This window comes from Streptomyces sp. SCUT-3 (genome assembly GCF_014083985.1).
GTDB classification, from domain to species: Bacteria; Actinomycetota; Actinomycetes; order Streptomycetales; family Streptomycetaceae; genus Streptomyces_H; species Streptomyces_H thermolineatus.
On sequence record NZ_CP046907.1, the window covers coordinates 2,478,283 to 2,501,732 of the forward strand.

The following is a 23,450-nucleotide window of genomic DNA, read 5'->3' on the forward strand; positions in this document are numbered from 1 at the left end:
GGCTCCACCGGCAGTGCGCCGTGTGCGAGGGTGAGGCGCCAGGAGCGCCGGTTCCCAGACAGTGAGAGGACTACGATGCGCGACGCTTACCACGAGGAGCTCGACTCGATCGGCGACGGACTGGTCGAGATGGCCCGGCTGGTCGGGTCCGCGATCGGCCGCGCCACCACCGCGCTGCTCGACGCGGACCTGAAGCTGGCCGAGAGTGTGATCGCCGCGGACGAGAAGGTCGACGACCTCCAGCGCGACCTGGAGAACCGCGCCATCACCCTGCTGGCCCGCCAGCAGCCGGTCGCCACCGACCTGCGGATAGTGGTGACGAGCCTGCGGATGAGCGCCGACCTGGAGCGCTGCGGCGACCTGGCCCGGCACGTCGCCAAGCTCGCCCGCCTGCGGTTCCCCGAGTCCGCCGTCCCGCAGGACCTGCACAGCACCGTCCTGGAGATGGGCCACCTGGCCCAGCGGCTGGTCGCCAAGGCCGCCGAGGTCATCATCACCAAGGACGTCGACCTGGCCCTGCAGCTGGAGCAGGACGACGACGAGATGGACCAGTTCCACCGCGCCCTGTTCCAGCACCTGCTCGACGACCGCTGGGCGCACGGCATCGAGACCGCCGTCGACGTCACCCTGTGCGGCCGGTACTACGAGCGGTACGCCGACCACGCCGTCTCGGTCGCCAAGCGGGTGGTCTACCTGGTGACCGGCGAGCACGCCGACGAGCTCACGGCCGTCCCGGAGACCGACGGCACCGTCTGACCCCGGGGCCGGGCCGTGTCCGGACGGCGGCCCGGGACACGGCGGCAGACCAGACCGTCACGACGAGCCCGGGCGCACGGTTCCCGAACCGTGCGCCCGGGCTCGCGGGCGCGGTGGCGGACCGGGGCGAATACACCCTGTGCTCCCGTGCGCCGTCGGTGCGACATTGATGCGGCGGCGGTGGCGCGGTGGACTGGCGGGTGGCAGTCAGGCACAGCATCAGGCACAGCCGAGGAGGAGTTCCATGTCGGACCTTCGCATGCCCCCCAACGTCGACCGTCTTCCGGGCGGGTCCCCCGCACAGCCGCCGGCCGCGTGCGGCTGCGGCTCGAGCTGCAGCTGCGGCTGCCAGTCCGGCTCCTCCTGCAACTGCGGCGGAAGCTGCTGACCGGACGCACGCACGCGCCCGGGCCCCGGTGGTGACCCTTGGGTTCTAACGGTCCTCGCAACACCCGCGATCTGTGGGAGTTGCGGGGACCGTGGGCGTTGAGCGTGATGATTTTTCCGGGCTGCGGGAGCGTTTCCTTGCGCGGCTGGACGTCGTGGGGAACGTGACTGTGGTGGCCCGGGAGCTGGGGGTGAACCGGAACACTGCCTTCGGCTGGGCCCGGAAGGCCGGGCGGCGTTCGGAGCGCCGGCCGCGCCGGCATCCCCGGCGGGACGAGTACGAGCGGCTTCGGGCCGCCGGTGTCGCACGCCGGGTTGCGGCCCGGCAGGTCGGTGTGAACGAGCGCACGGCCAAGGACTGGGACTGGGGCGTCAAGAAGACCCGCTCTTCGCGCATCTATCCGGACGGGCGCCGTGTCGACTACGCGGCCGGGACCGTCACGATGTGCGGTGTGACCATGCCACCGGTGGGCCTGACCGCCCTGGAGAAGCAGCTTCACCCGCGATTCCTGACGCTCGCCGAGCGCGAGAAGATCCGTGATCTGCGTGCGGCGGGGCAGTCGCTGCGGGCGATCGGACGGGCCTTGGGACGGCCGGCGAGCACCGTCAAGCGGGAGATCGACGCGAACTCCGGCACCGAGGGCTACCGGCCCTACGCCGCCCACCGCGCGGCCGCCGCACGCAGGCCCCGGCCCAAGGAGCGCAAGCTGCTGCGCGCGGGACGGCTGCGCCGCTTCGTCCGGGACGGACTGCGCCGGCGGTGGTCACCGGAGCAGGTCTGCCACGCTCTACGCAAGGAGCATCCCGACGACGAGAGCATGCGGGTGAGCGTGGAAACGATCTACCAGGCGCTGTACTTCCAGGCCCGCGGCGGCCTGAAGCGGGAGGTCCAGGCTGCCGTCCGTTCCGGCCGCACCCGCCGCAAACCACGCCGGGACCCCCAGCGGCGCACCCCTCGGTTCACCGACCCCATGGTGATGATCAGCGACCGTCCCGCCGACGTCGAGGACCGGGCCGTGCCCGGACACTGGGAAGGCGACCTGATCATCGGCGCGGGCGGCCGCTCCGCGATCGCCACCCTGGTCGAGCGCAGCACCCGGTACACCATGCTGGTCCACCTGCCGGGCGGCGTCCACGACGCCGAGACCGTCCGCGACGGCCTCGTCACCACGGTCCAGACCCTGCCCGCCCACCTGCGCGGCTCCCTCACCTGGGACCAGGGCAGCGAGATGGCACGCCACCAGCAGTTCAGCATGGCCACCGGCATGCCCGTCTACTTCTGCGACCCGGCCTCGCCCTGGCAACGCGGCTCGAACGAGAACACCAACGGACTCCTGCGCCAGTACTTCCCCAAGGGCACCGACCTGAGCGTCCACAGTCCCGAAGACCTCGAACACGTCGCCCAGGAACTCAACGGCCGCCCACGCAAGACGCTCGGCTGGGATACCCCAGCCGAGCGTCTACGTGATCTACTCACCACCTGAAACCAAGTGGTGTTGCGACGACCCCTTGAACCCAAGACCCACAAGGTCACCACCGGGGCCCTGTTTTTCCCGCTTCTCGCGGAGGGCTGCTTCTTCTTGCCCGGGTCGTACCGGGGATCTCAACGGCTTGCGTTTCCGCTGCTCAGGATCGTTGTCCCTGAGCCCCTGCCGGTCGCCGTCGATCCTCCTCGGCCGACGGCAGTCGGCAACGACGGCGGGACAGCCGACCGACGAGGTGGCGCGCAGCGGGCCGGGGGGCGGATGTGTCAGCCCGTGCAGTTCGGAACGGGGACATCGCTGCCGGCGCAGTTGGTGGGCTGGTTGTTCCTGACCCGGCTGGAGTTCAGCACGACGGTTCCGCCCGTGTTCAGGACGCCGCCGGGAGCCACGGCAGCCGTGTTGGTGTTGACGTTGCTGTCGGTGATGGTGGTACTGCCTCCTCCGACGTTGGCGACGCCTCCGGCCCGGCGGGCCTGGTTCTCGTTGATGTTGCTCCGGAGGATCTGCAGGGTGCCGTCGTTGGCGGCGCCTCCGCCGACGCCGGTGGTAGCGGTGTTGTCGATAACACGGCTGTTGACGATGGTCATGTTGCCGTCGTTGGCGACGCCCCCGCCGTTGACGTTGGCGGTGTTGTCCATGATGTTGCTGTTCTCGATCCGCGTCGTCGTCCCCGCGACTCCGCCGATGCCACCCGAGTAGTTGGCGCGGTTGTCGCGGATGGTGCTGTGGGACACGGTCAGTCGACCGAAGTTCGCGATGCCGCCACCAAAATCGGATGCGTCTCCGTTCGTGATGGTCACATCGCGGATGTTGAGATCACCGGCCGCACCCACGGTGAGGATGCCGAAGCCGGCAGTGGAGGAACGGGTGATGGTGCTGCGGTTGGCGTGGATGACAAGAGTGCTGGTGACCGGCGGCAGCGGCGAGGTCAGTCTGTAGGTGCAACCCGGCGCCAGGAAGAGAGTGTTGCCTCCGGAGGAGTTGGCGGTGGCGATCGCGGTGAACAGGGCGTTCTCGTTGCAGGGAACGGCCGTCTGCGCCGAGGACGGCGTGGCGGTGGCCACTACCGTCGCGAGAGCTGCGGTGCACAGCGCCTGCGCCGTGAACGCGGATGATCCGCGGATGAACATGGGTGGCTCCTCGTAGGTCCCGGAACGTGGGTGCTCCCGGTGCCAATGTCCGCAGCGCCGACTTTGTGGGAGCGGTGTAAATGGTCACCAGGACACGTGGGAATGACGCTGCTCGGGAGGAGGTGCCCCCTTGACGGCGTAGCTGTTTCCGCCCGGTGGCCGACATCACGCTCGTTACTTGATGCTTGAACGGCTATGGGTCAAAGCCGCTTCGCGCGAGCGGCCGCACCTTGACGGGGCTTCAATCACGTCTGCGCGCCTTTTCTCACCTCGGGTCGCGTTCACCCGGTTCCTTCCGGCCGGCGCACCTCTGCGACCGGGTACGGCAGTTGCAGAAGAACGGCATGCGCACCCCCTGAGGCGACAAAAAGCCCCCTTCCGGCAGGGACAGCGCCGGAAGGGGGCTTGTTCGTGCGGGGTTACTTCTTCTTGCCCTGGGTCTTGCCGGGGATCTTGGTGACCTGGATTTTTGCTGGTCAGGGGCAGTGAGCCCGTGCGTCTGGTGGTCGTCGTTGGTCGTCATTGGCCACTGTTGAGCGGCCTCGGACGGCCCAGAGACGGCCCAGCATTGCCCCGACAGCGCCGCGTTCGGCTGATGGCCGGGGCACCCTCAATGCAGCCCGGTCTGAACCTCAGCCGACGGCAGTCAGCCACGACGGCGGGCCAGCCGACCGACCAGGCGCGCGTATGCCTCGCTGCACCCCCGCTGGCCTCAGCCACGCCGCTGATGCTCTCGGCCAGAGCAAGCCGCGACGGCCGACCCGTGACGACGACGCCGGCGCCCTCAGTTTGGGCATCACCGCTGATGGGGCCAGAGAGCCGTGCCGACCTGGGCAAATCCGCTTGGACCCGTGTCAGTTGCGAGCTCACGGTCATCGGTGTCAACCGCGGTTCCCCACTCGCTCTAGAAGCCATCTGACACGGCGTTCTCAGGTCACTCGTACACAACTGCCGCGCTCAGTGCACGGGCGAAGAACGTCCAGTCGCCATCCGCTGGCACCTCTTGGTCGAAGTTCCGGTGCCAGGCCGACGAGTCGTCGATCCATGACGCCAGCGCGTCCAGGTAACGCTCAAGCGTGGAGTTCTCCCACTCACCGCCTCGTTCGAGGAGATCGGCACGCAAGGCACGTATGTGGTCCGACAGGGCCGCTCTACTGTCGACTCTGTGCGCCGGATCATTTGGAAGCTGCACTATGACGGCACCCTATCTGCGTAGTCGACTGCGACATTCTGGTGTGAGCTGGCACCTAACCGGTAGCGCACACGGCTCCGGAGGCCGTGACTATAGGAGGCGAACCTGCAGGTCAGGACAGCTCGGACTAGCAACGTGTCCGTTGCCAGTCCACAGGCAGTCCATGAATGCTGATGAGGACAGCGCCTACGTCTCGGGTACCAGCCTCTGCTCAAGGGCCCGTACGAATGCGGCGCGCTCCGTGGGAGAAACGGCGTCCTTGGCCCAGATCGCCGCTATTGCTTCCCAAACTCGGTCCGTGCGCACGCGCGGGCCTAGATGCTCCGCGACTCGCCGTGTCCAAGCGTGATGGTTGTCAATTTGACGAGCGTCATCAACCGCTTGAAGAAGTTCACCCGCCCGGACATCCAAGCGCATGGCGACCTTTTCCCAAGAAGCTTCGTCCAGAGAGTCAAACAACTCCTTTTCGGGAGCCTGGGTTCCGGGCAACGTCACACAGCCACTCTGCTCCGATTGATCCGCGTCTAGCACACCCAACGAAACACTTGGGAGACGTCCTTCGTGCGCCAGCCCTCCGAGAATAGTCACGGTGGACGCTGCGCCAGCCGCAATGATTTCCACTCTGCGACTCAAGTCGGGTGCCTCTTGGTTAATCAAAGCGTCAATCAGGACTGCCGCCTTGTCGTCTTCGCAGAACAAAACCAATTCCGGGTGGTCGACGTCGTCCATCAAAGACATGGCGAATTTCGCCGTAACGCCGTAAAGGACATCACGGCCGCCGCCGCGATGAGTCTGTATGTAGATTCGGGCTTCCGTAGGCAACTGTTCCATGATCGTCGCCGAGTGGGTGGAAAGGATGAACTGCATCTTGCGTTTTTCCGCAAGTTCGAAAAGTTCAGCCATCAGACGCCGTTGCGCACGAGGGTGCAAGGAAGCTTCGACTTCGTCGATAATGATCAAAGAGCGATCAGGGGCGGAGCGGAGAAGATCCACCAGGTCGGCTGTGGCATCCTCGCCTGCGCCCTGGTGGAAGTTGGAGTATTCTCCGGCGCCCGCGTTCAAGACGCCAACCTGCTTGTTCTGGAACGTTGCCATGCCACTGGATGTGTAAGGCCTGTTCATGATCCGAGACAGAAGGGCTCGGTCCGACTCGTTAAATGGGGTGACTGCGGCCGTGAAATTCGCCTGCGTGGCAGCCTTTCCGTACCCAATCTGCGTGTTGACGGGCTGGGTACGGCTGATATCGAGGAAAAAAATTGAACGCGCGAAGCGGTCAGGCATACCTCGCCAGCGGCTTGTGCGCTTGCGAAGCGTCTGCGTGTCGATCTTTGTCCCTCGCCTCACTTGATAAGTGAGCGTGACGCCCTCAACTTTCTCCCACGGAGTATTGGGGAAAAAGTCGTCAGGGTAAAACGTGTGCCCGGTAGTCTGCTCTGCCGTATAGGCGGCAGCCGCAGCCTTCAGGATGGTGCTTTTTCCTGCTCCATTCTCACCTGCGATAGCTACAACAGGGAACCGGAATTCAACCACTTCCCCTGTCCAGCCGCGCAACCCATTGATCTGAACCGAGTCCAGGAACAGAGGCCATCCTTTGCTCGTGTTCCGTGCCGTATTCCATTCGTGAGTCAAAGAGCTCAGAGTGGGCAGTGGGCGATGGGTATTATTAGGCACGCCGCCTCTTCCTATGTTCGCGCTTGGTCCGTCATCTGACGGCATGGGGGCCCGATTTGCGACTGGATGATCAAGCGGAAGAAAGCGCCAGCATTTGTTGGACGGGGACCGCGAACGAGAGCTTAGAAGCATCTCGCGAATTGAGCTGCGTCAAGGCCTGCTGGGCTGCTGCTGCAAGTGCACGCGCCATCAGAGGGGGAACGGCGTTCCCGATCTGCTTCAGCATCTGCCATTCACTCGTCTGAAAAACGAAGCCGTCGTGGAACGACTGGAGGCGCGCGGCCTCTCTAACCGTGATCCACCGCTGGAACTTAGGGTGCACCCACTCAGACATGTCGCGGTGCATCTGGGCCAGGATCGTGTACGCGGGCTTATCTGGGTGCAAGCGACGCCACTTCTCCGGGCGAGCTCCATCCCAAATTTCCTTTGGAAGTGAGTCGGCTTTCGCCCCTGGAGCCAGCAAAGAAATCAGCTCTTTCCTGCGTTGCTGGATCTCCTTGGTGTGATGATTGTGGAGCGCTACAGATCCACCCGCCGCCGTCTTCTTGTACTCAGATGAGTACCAGCGCCCGTCACGGTCAATTCGCATTTCGTCAAGTACCGGGCTGTTGGCGCGTGATCGCGGGTAAGGGCGAGGCTCATAGTGAACTGCCGTTTCCTCAGGAATGTCCCGGATCGCCTGACGTACGGTGTACTCTGGTTGCTTCTGCACTTCGAGTGCAGCTTGGAGGAAAGCGCCGGCTTCCATGCCGAGGTCCTCCTCGTCACGCACCCCGAAGAAAATGGCCCGCTTACGAAGTTGTGGGACGCCGTAATCGCTAGCGGTCACGACGACGACGCCACTATTCGTGTATCCAGCCTCGGCAAATGCAGCAAGCGCGGCACGTTTGAAGCGGCCCTTAGCAAGGAGGAGCATGTTGGGAACATTCTCCATAAGGAATACCTTAGGTCGAAGTTCCTTCAAAACTCGCACGTATTCGCCGTAAAGCTCGTTGCGCGGATCGTCTAGGAGGCGAGTGCCGATCTGGCTATAGCCCTGACACGGAGGCCCCCCGAAAAGCATGTCGATGTTGCCTCGCTCAACCGCTTCGAAGCGATGACGCTCCTCTTGCCACTCAGCTGACTCGGGCTTGAGGAAATAGTGTACGTCTCCTTCGAAGAGAGGGACCTCGGGGAAGTTATGCCTGTACGTAACTGCCGCAAAACGGTCCATCTCGACCGCCGCCTCGACGCTGAACCCTGCGAGTCGCACACCCTCACAGAAGCCGCCGCAGCCCGAGAACAGTGAGACTGCTCGGAACACTGACATTACTTCCCACCCTTCGTAGCTGCCCTGACCCTAACCGTGGCCGCTGGCAGACTGGCACATCCTAGCTGCACGCCGGCGGATGTGACTTATATTCCGTGGTCACTGTGTCATCAGCAGTCTACGGTTCGTGGCGTGCTCGACTTGCGATCTTCGTTCGGCCTGGCTGTGCGGGCTGTCAGAACAGAGCTGGGATGGTCGCAGGAGCGTCTATCCGTGGAGTCAGGCCTAGACCGGACCTACGTGAGTGGCCTGGAGCGCGGACAGAGGAACCCCGCTCTACAGACGCTTGTGCGCCTCGCTGATGCCCTAGGGGTGCCTCTTCACGAGTTGGTCAAGCGCGCAGAGGAGGGGGCACGTGCCGTTCACCTTCAGTCAGGTGGCGACTCAAGCTTTAGCGACTGAGGATCTGTGCATCACCGACTTGCGGGATGCGCCTATTCGTAATAGGTCTACGAAATTTCGGCTAGCTCAACAAAACATGCTGGCTTACACGTTCCCGTCCTTCGTGCCAGGTTTCGCAGAAGCGGGCGTGAATGGCATGCCGTACGGGCAGATCATCGATAGGCCGATCGAAAACGCCAAGAAGGAAGGGCAGCTCCTCTATGGCGTAGATTTCAGCGTCTCCCCTGCTGCCGTAGCCAAGGTGGCCGGCGATATTTTCGAAATCATTTCGTCCGCTGTTCTTTGGAATGCTGCAGCGCGTTGGAATTTCTATATGCGGACTGGAAGCTGGGTTTCGGCACCTCGCTATGCGAAGCCTAACACTCAGCCTGCTCCGTCGCGGCAGGTGGCTGTGCTCAATTTGCCTCGGGACTATGACTGGGTCCAACTGCTCGTGCCAGAGGCCCGGGATAAGATCGAGGAAATTAGAGCCGGGTTGGGAGGGAAGGAGCTGGGGCTCCCTACATCAACCCCGGACCTGGCTGTTGTTGTCGTGCCCGAGGAACTCAGGGAGCTGGATCTATGGGCTGATGGCTTGCCGGATCTGAAGCATCCGTCGCAAGCCGAACTTCGCCATGCGCACAAACTCGTTGAAGGGCGGGTGGAGCCGGGCGAAATAATTCTGGCCGTGGCGTTCAAAAAGAGCTTGCGCAGCGATAGGCTCTACCAGCCTTTGTATGAGGCCAATGTGATGCAGCTTCTGCTGGAGGGGAGGCTCGGTGCCCCCCGGGTGGAATTCGAAGTGCATACCTTGTCTCTCGAAGGAACGGACGCGCTGAACACGTATACAGCGGCCTCTCTGTATGCGGTTGCAGAGGACCGTCCGGACATCCATCGGGCGGTGAGAGAGCTTTACATCCCTGAGACTGCCACCCATCTCGTGAAAAGGTTCTTGGGATTCCTTAATGAGCGGATGTCTTTGGTGTCCACTCTCGGTTAAGGGATCAGTGTAAGAGCTCGTAACACGATCTTGTTGAACTGCCCTGGTAGGCCGTGACCGGTGTGACGATTCGGCCGTTCGAGAGGGTGTGACTACCCGGCCGTGGATCGTGGACGATGACCTGTGGGCGCTGATCGAGCCGCTCCTGCCACCCTGGCCCGAGAAGGCTCCCGGTCCACGGCCCGTGCCGGACCGGCTGTGCCTGCAGGGCATCCTCTACGTCCTGTACAACGACATCGCCTGGCAACTGCTCCCCCTTGAGCTGGGGTTCGGCTCTGGTCAGACCTGCTGGCGGCGCCTCGAGCGCTGGCAACAGGCCGGAGTCTTCGACCAACTGCACCGCGTCCTGCTCGCCAGGCTGCACGCGGCCGGCGAGCTGGACTGGTCCAGAGCATGCGTCGACGGTTCCCACGTCCGCGCCAAAAAGGGGGAGCCGACACCGGTCCGTCGCCGGTCGACCGGCGGAAGACGGGCAGCAAACACCACCTGATCTGCGACGGACGCGGCACCCCGCTCAAGGTCATCACCACCGCGGCCAACGTCAACGACGTCACCCAGACCCTCGCCCTGGTCGACGGAGTCCCACCCGTCGCCGGCCGCCCGGGCCGACCCCGCCGGCGCCCCGAGGCCCTCCTCGGAGACAAGGGCTACGACTCCAACCCCAACCGCCGCGAACTGCGCAAACGCCGGATCCTGCCGGTCATCTCCCGCAAGGGCAGGCCTAACATCAAGGGCCTGGGCAAGCTCCGCTACGTCGTCGAGCAGACCTTCGCCCTCCTCCACCAGTTCAAGCGCCTCGCCGTCCGCTGGGAACGCCGCACCGAGCTCCACGACGCCTTCGTCTCCCTCGCCTGCAGCCTCATCTGCTGGAGACGCCTCAAGAAGGCCAACTCATGATCGTGTTACGAGCTCTAAGGCTGCGGTCGGTAGAGCGGCTTTGGGCTGGAGCTGCTTTGGCGCGAGTGATCATGGCCCCGTAAGCTTCCGGCGCGTCGGGCAGTCTGTGGACCTGCCCGGTAAGTCACGACGTTGGGGCCATGATCTTCGAGGCTCGCGCCAAAGCGGCTGCCTAAAGCCGTGGAGCCGACCGCCCCAGCCACGACGTACCCCTTCTCTGGCATCAGGCGGCTGATTGTTGTGCGCGCGGCACGGGCGCCGGCCGGGCTGGAGCGGGGCGGAGACAGGAGCGCAGGCCCGGCCGGGGGCCGGGCCGCGCGCGGTGAGCGGAGCGAGCCGCCTTGAACCAGTAGGGAGAGTTTGAATCATGCTCGTGCTGCTGGTCGTTGATGCTGCTCTTGCGCCTGGTGGTCGCTGACTCTTGGTGTAGAACCCTGGGTATGGGGAGTGAGCGGCGCGAGCAGATGAGGGTACTTGGGGCGCGTCTTCGGGCACTGCGTGCGGATGCCGGCCTGACGGGTGCTGCTCTGGCGCAGCGGGCCGGTGTGGGCCAACCAACGGTCTCCAAGGTGGAGAACGGACGCATGGTTCCGAGTTTCGATGTGCTGGACCGGTTGTCTCGGGCGCTCGGACTCGATGAGTCGGCCGCCGGTGAGGTCCGCGAGTTGCTGGCCGCGGTTGAGGCTGCGGTGGAGATCGGTTCCGGCCCCGATGCGGACTCCTCCGATGGTGCCGTCGTGGACGAGACGGTCCGCGGTGCTCGGCTGGTGCGCTCCTTCCAGTGCGTGGTCCTTCCTGCCATGCTCCAGAGTGCCGAGTACGCCCGGCACGTCTTTCAGGCTTCGCCGGATCTCGACGCTGAGGCGGTCGGCCGGGCCGTTTCTGCTCGTGTGGAGCGGCAGAGCTTGTTGTATGAACCGGGGCGTCAGTCGGTGTTCGTGGTGACGGAGGCGGTGCTGCGGACGTGGCCCGGGACGCCGTCGCTGATGCTCGCCCAGCTCGATCGACTGCTGGCTGTCGAGAGTCTGGGCACGGTCAGGCTCGGGGTCATCCCGTGGCGTCGGCCGGTGCCAGTGCTGCCTCGTCATGGCTTCACGCTCTGCGACCGGCAGGCCGTTGTGGTGGAGGCGTTCCCGGGCGAGCGGGTCTTGACCGAGGCGGATGACCTCGCCCGGTACGAGGAGATGTTCGGCCGCTTCGAGGGCGCTGCCGTCTTCGGTGGTGAAGTGCGGGATCTGCTGTTGCAGGTGATGGAGGAGTTCCGGGAGCTAGAGGTCAACATCACTCAGTAGAGGAATAATTCCTCTGTATGCCTGGATTGGCGTCACCCATGGGAATACTCTGTTTCTCGTGCTGTCTAGCCCTCTAGACGAGGAGTGTTTCCGTGTTCACCAAGTGGTGCCGCGCCTTCCCTGGCCTGCCGGACCAGGTGGCCGAAGCCCGTCACTTCGTAGCTGCGTTACTCCAGGAGTGGGGGCGCGCCGACGATGGAGTCCTGGTCGTCGGAGAACTGGCGGCCAACGCCGTACGCCACACGCTGAGCGGGAAGGCCGGCGGCTGGTTCCTCGTGATCGTCGGCTTCGGAACGGGCTTCGTGCGCATCGAGGTGATTGATCAGGGTGGCGGCGGTGTGCCGGCGATGCGTGACGTGACCAGTCTGGAAGAGGGTGGTCGCGGACTGGCGCTGGTGGCGGCCTGCGCGAAGGATTGGGGCACCAAGACTCTGCCGAAAGGCTCCTCGGTGTGGGCGGATCTGGTGCGGGAGGGAGCGTGACCGCACCTGGCCTGTTCCTGCTCGGCGGCCGTGTGGGCGGCGGGGGGTGAGTCCTCGGGGGGTGCCTCGGCGTCGGTCAGGCCTCTACGCGATAGGTGTCCGGTCGGGACGACAGCTCCCGCCTGTTTCGTCTAGGGGCCTAGACTCTTGGGCGAGGCTGGGAGGTGAGGACATGTCGGACGAGTTGCAGCGGATCATGGCGATCGATGATCCGTACCTGCTCCTGCGTGAGGTCACGGCCCGGTTGGCCGATGCGCAGCGGGAGGTCACCGAGCTCGCTCGGCTGCGGCGCCGTGTGGTGCAGGACCTTCACGCCCAGGGGCTGTCGTACGCGCAGATCGCGGCGAAGGCCGGCCTCAGCCGCGGACGCATTCACCAGATTCGCCACACCGGCCCGGCGCCCGAGGGTGCCTTCCTCGGATCGGGTGCTGTCACGGTCGCGACGCCGTTGCGGCGGGACGACGAGCGGGGGCGCACGGTCGTCGCAGTGGACGACGTCAGTTCCGGCAAGCGGCTGGAAGACCTGGCGCGGTCGTACGGGCTCGAGGTCACCTCCGAGCATGTGCCGGTGAGCGGAGAGATCGACCTCAACCGTGATGGCCTGGTCGTCGTCTGCGGGCCGCGGATGTCCCAGGACATGTGGAACACCTACGCCCAGGACCCCGTACTGCGCTGGGAGCGGGCGGAAGACGGGCCCTGGACGGTCGTGGACCGGCTCACCGGCACCGTGCACCGGTCGGGGCAGGACAGTGATCCGGCCCGGCCGTACGACGTCGGCTATCTCGGTCGTCTGCTGCGCCCGGACGGCAAGGGCTCGCTCCTCGCCATCGCCGGTATCCACACGCAAGGATCGCTCGGCGTCGTCCAGCTGCTCGCCTCCGACCTGAACTCCCTGTGGGGTCAGGTCGGGGAGCACCGGTTCTCCACCCTGGTGGGGGTCGAGTACGACCCGGAGACCAGTGAGCCGCGGTCCGTAGAACTGGTCTGCCCGCTCTACCGTCACGACGAGGAGACGGCCGGGTGAGGCTCGCCCTCGGCACCTCGCCGTCCGGGCCGGACAGCGAGAACGAGGACTTCGCCGCTGCCGCTCCCGGTGTCGCTGTGCTCCTCGACGGTGCCGGCGTGGCAGGCGCGGAAACCGGGTGTGTGCACGGTGTCGCCTGGTTCTCCGGAATGCTGGGAGCGCTGCTGCTGCGCACCCTCGCTGCGCGTCCGGCCTGGTCGCTCGTCGAGTGCCTGGCCGACTCCATCCGTGCCACCCGCTCGCTCCACGAGGACGTCTGCGACCTGGGCTACCGGGCCAGTCCGACCAGTACGGTCGTTGCCGTCCGGGCTCGTGACGGACTGCTCGAACACCTCGTGCTCGGTGACTCCTCACTGCTCCTCGTGCAGCGGAGCGGGAACTGTTCCGTGGTCACCGACCGGCGCCTGGACGAGGTCGGCGCACGCCTGCGCGGGGCGGTCGACGAGCTGCCCACCGGTTCGCCGGAGCATGCCGCCGCACTGGCCGAGTACCGGGACGCCCTGACCTCTCTTCGCAACCGGCCGGGCGGTTTCTGGATCGCCGGCCCCGATCCACTCGCGGCCGAGCACGCGGTGACCGGCGCGGTGCCGCTGGACTCCCTGGCCTCGGTGACGCTGTTGAGCGACGGGGCGACGCGTCTGGTGGACCGCTTCGGACTCGCCTCGTGGGACGAGGCCTTGGCCGTCCTCGACTCCACCGGCCCGGACGAGCTGATCCGCCGGACCCGCGAAGCGGAAGACAGCGACCCCGACGGTCGACACTGGCCGCGGGGCAAAGCTCACGACGACGCCACTGTCCTGCACTGGGTGCTCTCGTAGAGCGTCGGCAGCCTCACCGACGCGACACTCGTACACCCCCCTAGACAGTTGACGGGGCATCGCGTTACGGTAATCGTCAACCCCCCTAGACAGTTCGGGCGGGTTGCCCCCGTGCTGTCTAGGGGGGTATTCAGTTCGGCTCGGCGTCCATGACGGGCGCCCGACCAAGTGAGGTTCACACAATGCGCGTCATCCCTGTGGACACTTCGGCCGCCACGCTGCTGGTCACGAAGCTGCCCGAGGTCAAGGTGAGGGACCGGCAGACCGGTGAGGTGGCCGTGGACCCGGTGACCAACGACCGGCTCATGGTTCTGGAGCTGGTGTTCATCGCCGAGGGCGGTTCGGACATGATCAAGGTCACCGTCCCCGAGAAGGGCATCGGGGAGGGCCTGGTCATGGGTGCGCCGGTCTTCCTGTCCGGCCTGGTGGCACGGCCCTGGGAGAGCGAGTTCGGCGGCCGCGCCCGGCACGGCATCGCCTACCGGGCAGACGCCGTCATGGTCGGCGCCCCGGCGACGGCGCGGGGCTGAGCGTCATGTCTGATGCCCTGTGGGTCCTGGTACCGGTGCTGCTGGTGGTGGCCGCGCTGGTCGCGGTGCGCCGTCGACTGCCGGTTCTGTTCTGGTGGCTGGTCGGATATCCGGTCGTCACGCTGCGGGTGCTCACCTCGTACCGGGCCACCATGGATGCCTGCGGCCTGACGGTGCCGGCCTCGGCCGTACGTCGGGCCACGGCCCGGATGATGGGGCGGCAGGCTGCTCCCGTACCCCCTCGGCGGTCGCTGCCGCTGCCGACCGGATCCGGGCTCGTGATGCGGCTGCGCATGGCGGCCGGGCAGGCGCCCGAGGATTTCACCGCCTCGGCCGACCGGCTGCGGCACGCCTGGGGTGCGCACGCTGTGCATGTCCGTCTCACCAAGCCGGGACGGCTGGAACTGCGGCTGGTCGGCTGGGACGTTCTTGCCGACGTCCGGCCCGCCCGGCGGTGGCTGCGGACCGGTCCGCTGTCTCTGCCGCTGGCGTTGCGCGAAGACGGGCACTGGCACGTCCGGGACTTCCGTACCGTGCCGCACGAACTGATCCTCGGCGCCACGCAGTCGGGTAAGTCCGTCTACCTGCGCAACCTGCTGTGCGGGCTGGCCCGCCAACCCGTCGCGCTCGTCGGCATCGACTGCAAATGGGGCGTCGAACTGACTCCGTTCGCCCCTCGTTTGTCAGCGCTCGCCGATACGCCGGGCCGTACGAACGACCTCCTGGACGCCCTGGTGGAGGAGATGGAAGCGCGGTTCCGCCTGATCGGCGTGACGGGCGGGACCGGTCCGGACGCTGTGCTCACCTCAGACGTCTGGGGGCTGCCGGAGAAGCTGCGGCCGGTGCCGGTCGTGGTCGTCGTCGACGAGGTTGCCGAACTCTTCCTCGCCGCGAGCAAGGACGACGAGAAGCGGCGGGACGCCATGGTCACCAAGCTCATCCGGCTCGCCCAGCTCGGCCGCGCGGCCGGCATCTACCTGGAGGTGTGCGGGCAGCGCTTGGGCGCCGAACTCGGCAAGGGCGCCACCATGCTCCGTGCCCAGCTCACCGGACGGGTCTGCCACCGCGTCAACGACGAGACCTCCGCCAACATGGCGCTCGGCGACATCGCACCGGAAGCCGCGCTGGCCGCAACTTCCATCCCGGCCGAGCGGCCCGGCGTCGCTGTCGTCGGCGACTCTTCCGGCGGCTGGTCCCGCATCCGCTCGCCCCACCTCACCCTCGACGACGCGGCGGCCGTCTGCCGCGACACCTCGGACCTGATCCCGGAACTGACCCGCCTCGACTCCTTCCGGCCCCTCGTGGCCGAGAAGCCCGCCGGGCCTTCCCCTGCCGCGCCCACCGCTCGCCCGGTGACCGAGTAGCCGCGCTCCTTAATTCCCACGGCCGGCGTGACCGCCTCACGCCACGTCCCTACCCCTCCCATGCCCGGAACCGGAAGGAAGCCCTGTGTCACGCCCCTCCATCGCCGAAATCAGCGCGCTCATCGCAGACCTGGCCGCGCTCCGTCGGAACCGCACCTCCGCCGAGTACGCCGTGCTCATGAACCGCAAGGCGGACCTGTTGGAGCGCATCGCCGCTCACGCGCCCGGCGACGTCGAGGCAGCCAAGGTGGCTCGCCTCGCCCGTGAGCGTGCCGAATCGCTCAGGTCCACCGACTGATCGCGTCAGAAGGAGACGAGTCGATGCGTGCCCGCCTGGCCCGAGTGGACGCCGTGATCGTCCAGGCCGTGATCGCAGGTGCCCTGTCCTTCTCCCACCTGCACGACCTCGCCGCGGCCGCCGGACAGGACGGCTGGAAGGCATGGGCCTACCCCGTGAGCGTCGACCTGCTGCTGGTCGCCGCCTGGCGCCGGATGCGCCAGCAGCAGCGAGCAGGACAGGCGGCCGGGGGGCCGCGGCTGTGGTTCCTGGTGGCCCTGGCCGCGTCCCTCGGTGCCAACGTCGCCACGGCTGGGCTCCTCGACCTAGACCATGTGCCGGCCTGGCTCCGCGTAACGGTCGCAGGCTGGCCCGCCGTCGCCTTCTTCGGCGGCACACTGCTGGCCCACGCTCCGCATGGCCCGCAAGCACCGACGGCCCCGGCCCCCTCCCCCATGACGGACACGGATACGGAGCCGCACTCCGCCCGGGGCGCCGTCGACGGGCCCGACCGCAACGCACTCCCGGCGCCCTCCACCGGCCCCGAACCGACACCGGAGCCCAGCGCCGAACCGGTCGCCGCCCCGACTCCAGAGCCCGCTCCCGCCGTCTCCCTGCCGCCCGCCCTCGTCGACCGCGTCCGGGCCCTGGCCGAGGAGCATCGCTCGACCACCGGCCACCCCATCGACCCCGACGCCGTACGCGCCCGGCTCGGCCTGCCCCCGTCCATGACCACGTCCATCGCCGCGCACCTCTGAGAGAGGAGCACCACCGTGAACCGGCGCTTCCGCAACGTCCGCCGCATCGGTCCCGTGAACGTCGCCTCGTACGTCGACCGCGGCCGGAACCGCCACCTGGTCGCCTGCACTGCACCCCGCTGCGACTTCTCCGCCGAGTACGACAGCCGCGCCGCCGCCGAACTCGCCGCTCGTACTCACCGCTGCCCGGCCTGACAGGAGACCACCGAAATGGATGTTCCGCTCTGGCTCGCCCTGCTCGTCGTCGGCGTCCTCGGCATCAAGCTGATCCGCCCGCCCTGGTGGCTCATCGCCGTCCTGCTCGTCGGGGGTTACCTCCTCGCCGACAGCCTGCTCGCCCCCGTCATCGACACCGTCCTCGAGTAACCCGCGAAAGGGGACCGCTCATGTTCCGACCGAAGATCCCGACCATGCCCCAGCCCACCGGCTCGGTCACCCCGCCCGCTGTCGTCGAACCGACCACCATCTCGCCGGGTGCCCCGACCCCGCCGCCAGCCCCCGTCACCCCGACCTCGACCCGCCCGGCCGTCCGGCTCACCCCTGGCACCGTGCTCGCTCTCGTCGGCGGCGGCACCGCCGTGGTCCTGGCCGTCGGCACGGTCCTGATCTCCATGCTTCTCGCCGTCGCCATCACCGCCGCGTCCGTGGCCGTGTGCGCCGTCGTCATCCGCTCCATCCTCAGCCGCCGCTGACCTCATCGCTCGACCCGCCCGGCCTGCCCATGCCGTCTAGTCCCCTGGACAGGTCGGGCGCCCGCACCGGACTTCCCGCCCCTCACAAGGAGGAACCCGCACATGCACCCTGCGGCTCCGACCGGAGCCCTCCGCCAGCTGGCAGCACTCGCCCGGCACGTCGACCTCGGCGCCTACGCACGCCAGGTTCAGCGCCTCGGCGGCTGTGAGCGGCCCGTGCGGATGGAGGGCCACCGGCTCGACGTCCACGCCGCCACCGGTGAGATCGTCCGCGAGATCGCCGACCACGACCTTCCGGCCGGACAGCTCCTCATCCGCTGCAACAACCGCCGCGCCACCCGGTGCGCCTCCTGCGCCGAGGTCTATCGCAAGGACACCTTCCACCTGGTCACGGCCGGCCTGAGCGGCGGCAAGGGCATCGGCCCGGCCGTCACCCGGCACCCGCGCGTCTTCGCCACGTTCACCGCCCCGTCCTTCGGCCCCGTCCACAACCGCCCCGGCGGCGGCCGGTGCCGCTGCGGACGCCTCCACCCGGACGACGATCCCGCCCTCGGCACGCCCCTGGACCCGGACCGGTACGACTACCGCGCGGCCGTCCTGTGGAACGCGCACGCCGGGGCACTGTGGGCCCGCTTCACCACCTACCTGCGCCAGCACCTCGCCTCCCGCGCGGGCCTCAGCCGCTCGGCGCTGCGTCATTGCCTCAAGGTCTCCTACGCCAAGGTCGCCGAGTACCAGCGGCGCGGCGCCGTCCACTTCCACGCCGTCATCCGCCTCGACGGACCGGGCGGCGCCGAGGACACCCCGCCGGCCTGGGCCACCACCGAACTGCTCGCCGACGCGATCCGCTCGGCGGCACGGACGGCTGAGACCCCCGGCCCCGTCCTCGACGGCCACGCCTACGCCTTCCGCTTCGGCGAACAGCTCGACATCCGCCCCATCCGCTCGGCCGACTTCGCGGGCACCTCGGAACTGTCCAGCCGCGCCGTGGCCGCCTACATCGCCAAGTACGCCACCAAGGGCGCCGAAACCGCGGGCACCCTGGACCGCCCTGTCCTCAACCCGATCACGGACCTGATCGGCTCGGGCGTCACCGACCACGCCCGGCGCATGATCCTCACCTGCTGGCACCTCGGCGCCCTGCCGGAACTCGAAGCCCTGCGCCTGCGCAAGTGGGCCCACATGCTCGGCTTCCGCGGCCACTTCTCCACCAAGTCCCGCGCCTACTCCGTCACCCTCGGCGCCCTTCGCCAGGAACGCGCCGACCACAACGAGGCCCTGGCCCGCGAACGCGCCGACGCGGCCGGCCACCCGCTGCCCGACCCGGACACCGTCCTCGTCCTCTCCCACTGGCGCTTCGCCGGGACCGGCCTGACCACTGCCGAAACCTGGCTCGCCGCCACTCGTCAACCCGACTCCGAACCGGAAGGAGAGGCGCACCGTGTCTGAGCGCCGCCGCACCGTGGCCAAAGCGACTGCCGCACCGAGCCCTCTCCCCTCGCGGTACTTGACTCCGTTGGACGTCGCCGAGCTCTTGGGCGTGCCGGTGGAGACGGTCTACCAGTGGCGTCGAAAGCGCACAGGGCCGCGCGGTTTCCGGGTCGGTCGGCATCTGCGCTACGACCCCATGGACGTCCGGGCTTGGATCGAGTCCCTGCTGGAAGAGGCCGCCGCCTGATGGCCGGGCACATCCAGGACCGCTGGTACCGGACCGAACCCGGGCCGGACGGGAAGGTCCGCAGGGTCAAGACCGAGCGCTACGGATCGGGTCTCCGTTACCGCGCTCGGTACGTCGGCCCGGACGGCACGGAGAAGTCCAAGAGCTTCCCCGACCGACAGAAGCGGCTCGCCGATCAGTGGCTGGCGCACATCGAGGCGGACATGGCACGCGGGCAGTACATCGACCCGCGCGCCGCTCGGATCACCTTCCAGCAGTACGCCGAACGCTGGGTCGCCACGCAGGGCGCTGATCCGAACACCCAGGCTTCGATGGAGTCCCAGCTACGGCTGCACGCCTTCCCCTACCTCGGCTCGCGCCCGCTCGGCTCCTTCCAGCCGGCGCACATCCGGGATTGGGTGCGGCAGCTACAGGAGAACGGCGTCCGCGGGTCGTACGCCCGGACGATCTACTCCAACGTGCGCGCGGCGCTCAGCGCAGCGGTGGATGACGGCCACCTTCCCCGGAACCCTTGTGCCGCTCGCTCGGTCCGGCCGCCGACCGTCGACAACAAGCGTGTCGTGCCCTGGACGCCCGAGCGGGTCTTCGCCGTCCGGGCCGCCATGCCCGAGCGCTTCCAAGCCATGGTCGACCTGGGCAGCGGCTGCGGGCTCCGTCAGGGCGAGATCCTGGGCGTGGCCGTCGACGCGCTCGACTTCGAGTCGGACACGCTCCACGTGGTGCAGCAACTGAAGCTGAGCCGCAGCAAGGCCGTGTTCGCCCCGCCGAAGGGCGGCAAGCTGCGGGACGTGCCGCTTCCCGGCCCCGTCGCCGATGCGCTCCGGGGGCACATGAAGCGGTTCCCGCCAGTCGAGATCACCTTGCCGTGGAAGGTGGCCGACGGGCCCCCGGTGACCAAGCGGCTGATCTTCACCGGGCCACGTGGCGGGCACGTCTGGCGGACGTCGCTCAACGAGGAAGCGTGGAAACCGGCACTCGCCGCGGCCGGCATCATCCCCGTGCCCGAGCGGGGTCGGCCGTACGCCGAGTCCCGCGAGAACGGCATGCACGCCCTGCGCCACTTCTACGCCTCGGTGCTCCTGGACGCGGGCGAGAACATCAAGGCCCTTGCCGAGTACCTCGGCCACTCGGACCCGGGCCTGACGCTCCGGGTGTACGCGCACCTCATGCCGTCGAGCCAGGAGCGCACTCGCAAGGCGGTCGCCGCTGTCTTCGACACGGCCCGGCCGGACCCGTCCGGCACCTGACGGCCCAGAGACGGCCCAGAGGCAGCAACGAGCCCCCTCCCGGCGGAGAAACCGCAGGCAGGGGGCTTGTTCGCAGGTGCTTACTTCTTCTTGCCCTGGTTCTTGACGGCCTCGATGGCGGCCTTGGCGGCCTCCGGGTCGAGGTAGGTGCCGCCCTTGACGAGGGGGCGGAAGTCGGCGTCCAGCTCGTAGGTGAGCGGGATGCCGGTGGGGATGTTCAGGCCGGCGATGTCCTGGTCGGAGATGCCGTCGAGGTGCTTGACGAGGGCACGCAGGCTGTTGCCGTGGGCGGCGACGAGCACGGTGCGGCCGGTCAGCAGGTCGGGCACGACGGCGTCGTACCAGTACGGCATCATGCGGACCACGACGTCCTTGAGGCACTCGGTCCGCGGGCGCAGCTCGCTGGGGATCATCGAGTAGCGCGGGTCGTCGGACTGGGAGAACTCGGCGCCGTCCTCCAGCGGGGGCGGCGGGGTGTCGTAGGAGCGGCGCCACAGCATGAACTGCTCCTCGCCGAACTCGGCGAGGGTCTGCGCCTTGTCCTTGCCCTGGAGGGCGCCGTAGTGGCGCTCGTTCAGCCGCCAGCTGCGGTGGACCGGGATCCAGTGGCGGTCGGCGGCCTCGAGGGCCAGCTGGGCGGTGCGGATGGCGCGCTTCTGCACCGAGGTGTGGACGACGTCGGGAAGCAGGCCGGCCTCGCGCATGAGCACGCCGCCGCGTACTGCCTCCGCTTCGCCCTTCTCGGTCAGGTTGACGTCCACCCACCCGGTGAACAGGTTCTTCGCGTTCCACTCGCTCTCGCCGTGGCGGAGCAGGATCAGCTTGTACGGTGCGTCGGCCATGGTCCTGAGCCTAGCCGTAAACCCGTGGCGCCCTCCGAGCGGGCAGGAGTAATATTCAGCAGCTGGTTTTGCCAATTACACATCCCGTGCGGGGGGCTCTTCGTGGGAACGGTCGGACGCGCCGTCAAGGAGGCGGTCTCGGGGCTGCCCCGGGAGTTCTGGTGGCTGTGGACGAGCACCCTGGTCAACCGGCTGGGCGGCTTCGTCGTCACCTTCCTCGCCCTCTACCTGACCGTGGAACGCGGCTTCTCCGCCTCCTACGCGGGCCTGGTCGCCTCCCTGTACGGGCTCGGCGGCTCGGTGGCGGCGGTGGTCGGGGGCGTGGCCGCCGACCGGTGGGGGCGGCGGGCCACGATGACGGCCGCCCAGATGGGGACCGCGGTGGCCACGGCGGCCCTGGGCTTCGCCGAGCACCCGGCTGCGATCGCCGCCGTGGCCTGCCTGGTCGGGTTCACCGGCAACGCCTCCCGGCCGGCCGTGCAGGCGATGATCGCCGACCTGGTGCCGGCCGCCGACCGGGTGCGGGCGTTCTCCCTCAACTACTGGGCGATCAACATCGGCTTCGGCGTCTCGGCGGCCGTGGCCGGCCTCGTCGCCGCCCACGGCTACCTGTGGCTGTTCCTCGGCGACGCGCTGGCCACCGTGCTGTGCGCGGCGGTGGTCTTCCTCAAGGTGCCCGAGACCCGGCCCCAGGACGGCCCGGCGGACGACCCGGCGGTCGCGGGGCGGGCCGGCAAATCGGGAGGGGCCGGGGTCTCGCTCCTCGACGTGCTGCGCGACGGCCGCTTCGTGGCGCTGACCGGGGCGACCTTCCTGCTGGCCGTCGTCGCCCAGCAGGGCAGCACCACGCTGTCGGTGGACATGGGCGCGGCCGGACTGTCGGCGAGCCAGTACGGCCTGGTCATCGGGTTGAACGGGCTGCTGATCGTGATCCTGCAGATCCCGGTCACCCGGCTCCTGGAGGGCCGCGGCCGGGCCGGGCTGCTGGTCGTGGGCACCCTGCTGATGGGCTGGGGCTTCGGCCTGACCGCCTTCGCCGGCTCGGCCGGGTTCTACGCGCTGACGGTCGCGGTGTGGACGCTGGGCGAGGTCGTCCACGCCCCGGCCATGATGTCGGTGGTCGCCGAGATGTCCCCTGCCCGTGCCCGCGGCCGGTACCAGGGCGTGCACTCGCTCGCCTGGTCGGCGGCGGCGTTCCTCGGCCCGGCCGTGGGCGGCTGGGGGCTGGACCGGTGGGGCGGCGGCACGGTGTGGGGCGCGTGCGCGGTGATCGGCACGGTGGCGGCGGCCGGCTACTGGCTGCTGCTGCGGGAGCGCCCCGCGTCGGCGGGCCCGCCCCTCGCGCGGGGCGCGGCACCGGCCGCCGGCCGCCCCGCGGCCCCGGTCCTTCCCACCGCTCCCCCGCCCGCTCCGTCCGCCCCGGCCGCTCCGAAGGTCTCGGACGCCTTGGAGGTTGCGGCCGCCCCGGCGATCCCGGGCGTTCCGGCGGGCGTTCCGGCGGACGGCCGGGGGCCTGGGGCGGACGCGGACGGAGCCGCGGCCAGGCCTGCGGCGCCGCGCGCGGGCGTCTGAAAGCCCGCGACCCCGGGAGCCCCGGCAGGGGCCCGGCAGGCCGCAGGCCCGGCAGGTCGCGCCCCGCAGACCGCGCCCCGCCCCGTGCGGCCGGGGGTTCAGCCCCGGCCGGGGCCGTCCTCCGAGGGGCTCCCGAGGTCGCGGGTGAGGTGGGTGAACGCCTCCAGGTTGCGGGTGGACTCGCCCCGCTTGGTGCGCCACTCGTACTCCTTGCGGATGGAGGTGGCGAAGCCGAGCTCCAGCAGGGTGTTGAAGCTCCCGTCGGCGTTCTCCAGGACGGACCCGAGGAGGCGGTCTACCTCCTCCGGCGTGACCGCGGCGAGCGGGAGCCGGCCGACGAGGTAGACGTCGCCGAGGCGGTCGATCGCGTAGGCCACCCCGTACAGCCGGGTGTTGTGCTCCAGGAGCCAGCGGTGGAACGCCTCGGTGTTCTCGTCGGGGCGGCGCACGACGAAGGCGTTCACCGAGAGGGTGTGCGCGCCCACCACCAGGGAGCAGGTGGTGGACAGCTTCTTGGTGCCGGGCAGTTTGACCACGAAGTGGCCCGGCTTCGGGGTCTCGAAGTCCAGCTCCGCGTCCCGGAGCGTCCGCTCGACCACCTGCGCCGCGCGGTCCGCGTTCGTGCCGGGGGCGGTGCCCGTGCCGGTGCTGGTGCCCGTGCCGGTGT

General features: G+C 68.3%; 26 protein-coding genes. 20 read left to right on the forward strand and 6 right to left on the reverse strand.

Annotation, left to right across the window (positions count from 1 at the left end; translation table 11 throughout):
* The first annotated feature begins 75 nt into the window (after positions 1-75).
* Both phoU and GQS52_RS10845 read left to right on the forward strand, forming a co-directional pair.
* Complete coding sequence (gene phoU / locus GQS52_RS10840) at positions 76-756, forward strand: phosphate signaling complex protein PhoU (protein ID WP_182313195.1); 681 nt, start codon at positions 76-78, stop codon at positions 754-756.
* A gap of 845 nt (positions 757-1,601) precedes the next feature.
* A complete protein-coding gene (locus GQS52_RS10845; protein ID WP_182316161.1) occupies positions 1,602-2,627 on the forward strand; it encodes an IS30 family transposase in 1,026 nt (341 codons plus the stop codon).
* Between the two features lie 266 nt (positions 2,628-2,893).
* On the opposite strand, the gene GQS52_RS10850 is transcribed toward GQS52_RS10845, so the two are convergent.
* From GQS52_RS10850 to GQS52_RS10865, 4 genes are all read right to left on the reverse strand, one after another.
* On the reverse strand, positions 2,894-3,757 hold the full coding sequence (locus tag GQS52_RS10850) for a hypothetical protein (protein ID WP_182313196.1): 864 nt from the start codon (positions 3,755-3,757) through the stop codon (positions 2,894-2,896).
* Between the two features lie 934 nt (positions 3,758-4,691).
* Positions 4,692-4,880: a hypothetical protein gene (locus tag GQS52_RS10855; RefSeq protein ID WP_259370702.1), complete on the reverse strand. Its 189-nt coding sequence runs from the start codon at positions 4,878-4,880 to the stop codon at positions 4,692-4,694.
* A gap of 255 nt (positions 4,881-5,135) precedes the next feature.
* Positions 5,136-6,578: an AAA family ATPase gene (locus GQS52_RS10860; RefSeq protein ID WP_182313198.1), complete on the reverse strand. Its 1,443-nt coding sequence runs from the start codon at positions 6,576-6,578 to the stop codon at positions 5,136-5,138.
* 112 nt (positions 6,579-6,690) lie between these two features.
* The gene (locus GQS52_RS10865) at positions 6,691-7,923 is read right to left on the reverse strand and encodes a DNA cytosine methyltransferase (RefSeq protein WP_220472754.1); all 1,233 of its coding nucleotides are present in this window, start codon (positions 7,921-7,923) and stop codon (positions 6,691-6,693) included.
* Positions 7,924-8,094: 171 nt separating this feature from the next.
* On the opposite strand from GQS52_RS10865, the gene GQS52_RS28390 reads away from it, so the two are divergent.
* From GQS52_RS28390 to GQS52_RS10950, 17 genes are all read left to right on the forward strand, one after another.
* Positions 8,095-8,331, forward strand: a complete 237-nt coding sequence (locus tag GQS52_RS28390; protein ID WP_346268272.1) for a helix-turn-helix transcriptional regulator — start codon at positions 8,095-8,097, stop codon at positions 8,329-8,331.
* Positions 8,285-9,310, forward strand: a complete 1,026-nt coding sequence (locus GQS52_RS10875) for a Cfr10I/Bse634I family restriction endonuclease (RefSeq protein WP_182313201.1) — start codon at positions 8,285-8,287, stop codon at positions 9,308-9,310. Before GQS52_RS28390 ends, GQS52_RS10875 begins: the two co-directional genes overlap by 47 nt.
* 88 nt (positions 9,311-9,398) lie before the next feature.
* Positions 9,399-10,207, forward strand: a protein-coding gene (locus tag GQS52_RS10880; protein WP_182311743.1) for an IS5 family transposase whose coding sequence is annotated in 2 segments (ribosomal slippage) — positions 9,399-9,747 and positions 9,747-10,207 — 810 coding nt in all. Because the reading frame shifts where the segments join, the coding sequence is not laid out codon by codon here.
* A gap of 440 nt (positions 10,208-10,647) precedes the next feature.
* Positions 10,648-11,499 (forward strand): helix-turn-helix transcriptional regulator, encoded by an 852-nt coding sequence (locus GQS52_RS10885; RefSeq protein WP_182313202.1) that lies wholly within the window; start codon positions 10,648-10,650, stop codon positions 11,497-11,499.
* A gap of 92 nt (positions 11,500-11,591) precedes the next feature.
* Positions 11,592-11,981, forward strand: coding sequence for an ATP-binding protein (locus GQS52_RS10890; protein WP_182313203.1), 390 nt, complete (start codon positions 11,592-11,594; stop codon positions 11,979-11,981).
* Between the two features lie 172 nt (positions 11,982-12,153).
* Positions 12,154-13,005 carry a sigma factor-like helix-turn-helix DNA-binding protein gene (locus GQS52_RS10895; protein ID WP_182313204.1) on the forward strand — a complete coding sequence of 284 codons (852 nt, stop codon included), beginning with the start codon at positions 12,154-12,156 and terminating at the stop codon, positions 13,003-13,005.
* A complete protein-coding gene (locus tag GQS52_RS10900) occupies positions 13,002-13,823 on the forward strand; it encodes an integrase (protein ID WP_182313205.1) in 822 nt (273 codons plus the stop codon). Before GQS52_RS10895 ends, GQS52_RS10900 begins: the two co-directional genes overlap by 4 nt.
* A 182-nt stretch (positions 13,824-14,005) precedes the next feature.
* Positions 14,006-14,353 carry a hypothetical protein gene (locus GQS52_RS10905; RefSeq protein ID WP_182313206.1) on the forward strand — a complete coding sequence of 116 codons (348 nt, stop codon included), beginning with the start codon at positions 14,006-14,008 and terminating at the stop codon, positions 14,351-14,353.
* A 5-nt stretch (positions 14,354-14,358) separates the two neighbouring features.
* Positions 14,359-15,717, forward strand: a complete 1,359-nt coding sequence (locus GQS52_RS10910; protein WP_182313207.1) for an FtsK/SpoIIIE domain-containing protein — start codon at positions 14,359-14,361, stop codon at positions 15,715-15,717.
* Between the two features lie 85 nt (positions 15,718-15,802).
* Positions 15,803-16,015 carry a hypothetical protein gene (locus GQS52_RS10915; RefSeq protein ID WP_182313208.1) on the forward strand — a complete coding sequence of 71 codons (213 nt, stop codon included), beginning with the start codon at positions 15,803-15,805 and terminating at the stop codon, positions 16,013-16,015.
* 23 nt (positions 16,016-16,038) lie between these two features.
* The gene (locus GQS52_RS10920) at positions 16,039-16,752 is read left to right on the forward strand and encodes a DUF2637 domain-containing protein (protein WP_182313209.1); all 714 of its coding nucleotides are present in this window, start codon (positions 16,039-16,041) and stop codon (positions 16,750-16,752) included.
* Between the two features lie 15 nt (positions 16,753-16,767).
* Positions 16,768-16,947, forward strand: a complete 180-nt coding sequence (locus GQS52_RS10925; protein ID WP_182313210.1) for a mobile element transfer protein — start codon at positions 16,768-16,770, stop codon at positions 16,945-16,947.
* A gap of 15 nt (positions 16,948-16,962) precedes the next feature.
* Positions 16,963-17,118: a hypothetical protein gene (locus GQS52_RS10930; RefSeq protein ID WP_182313211.1), complete on the forward strand. Its 156-nt coding sequence runs from the start codon at positions 16,963-16,965 to the stop codon at positions 17,116-17,118.
* Positions 17,119-17,138: 20 nt separating this feature from the next.
* On the forward strand, positions 17,139-17,444 hold the full coding sequence (locus GQS52_RS10935) for a SpdD-like protein (RefSeq protein WP_182313212.1): 306 nt from the start codon (positions 17,139-17,141) through the stop codon (positions 17,442-17,444).
* Positions 17,445-17,546: 102 nt separating this feature from the next.
* Positions 17,547-18,893, forward strand: a complete 1,347-nt coding sequence (locus tag GQS52_RS10940) for a replication initiator (protein ID WP_182313213.1) — start codon at positions 17,547-17,549, stop codon at positions 18,891-18,893.
* On the forward strand, positions 18,886-19,122 hold the full coding sequence (locus GQS52_RS10945) for a helix-turn-helix domain-containing protein (protein ID WP_182313214.1): 237 nt from the start codon (positions 18,886-18,888) through the stop codon (positions 19,120-19,122). Before GQS52_RS10940 ends, GQS52_RS10945 begins: the two co-directional genes overlap by 8 nt.
* On the forward strand, positions 19,122-20,369 hold the full coding sequence (locus tag GQS52_RS10950) for a tyrosine-type recombinase/integrase (RefSeq protein ID WP_182313215.1): 1,248 nt from the start codon (positions 19,122-19,124) through the stop codon (positions 20,367-20,369). The genes GQS52_RS10945 and GQS52_RS10950 overlap by 1 nt, the downstream gene beginning before the upstream one ends.
* 80 nt (positions 20,370-20,449) lie before the next feature.
* Here the strand turns inward: GQS52_RS10950 and GQS52_RS10955 are convergent, their stop codons facing one another.
* The gene (locus GQS52_RS10955; protein WP_182313216.1) at positions 20,450-21,211 is read right to left on the reverse strand and encodes a phosphoglyceromutase; all 762 of its coding nucleotides are present in this window, start codon (positions 21,209-21,211) and stop codon (positions 20,450-20,452) included.
* Between the two features lie 102 nt (positions 21,212-21,313).
* Here GQS52_RS10955 and GQS52_RS10960 point away from each other — a divergent pair, with 102 nt between their 5' ends.
* A complete protein-coding gene (locus tag GQS52_RS10960) occupies positions 21,314-22,783 on the forward strand; it encodes an MFS transporter (RefSeq protein WP_182313217.1) in 1,470 nt (489 codons plus the stop codon).
* Positions 22,784-22,881: 98 nt separating this feature from the next.
* Here the strand turns inward: GQS52_RS10960 and GQS52_RS10965 are convergent, their stop codons facing one another.
* Complete coding sequence (locus tag GQS52_RS10965; protein ID WP_259371092.1) at positions 22,882-23,382, reverse strand: YbjN domain-containing protein; 501 nt, start codon at positions 23,380-23,382, stop codon at positions 22,882-22,884.
* Positions 23,383-23,450 lie beyond the last annotated feature (68 nt).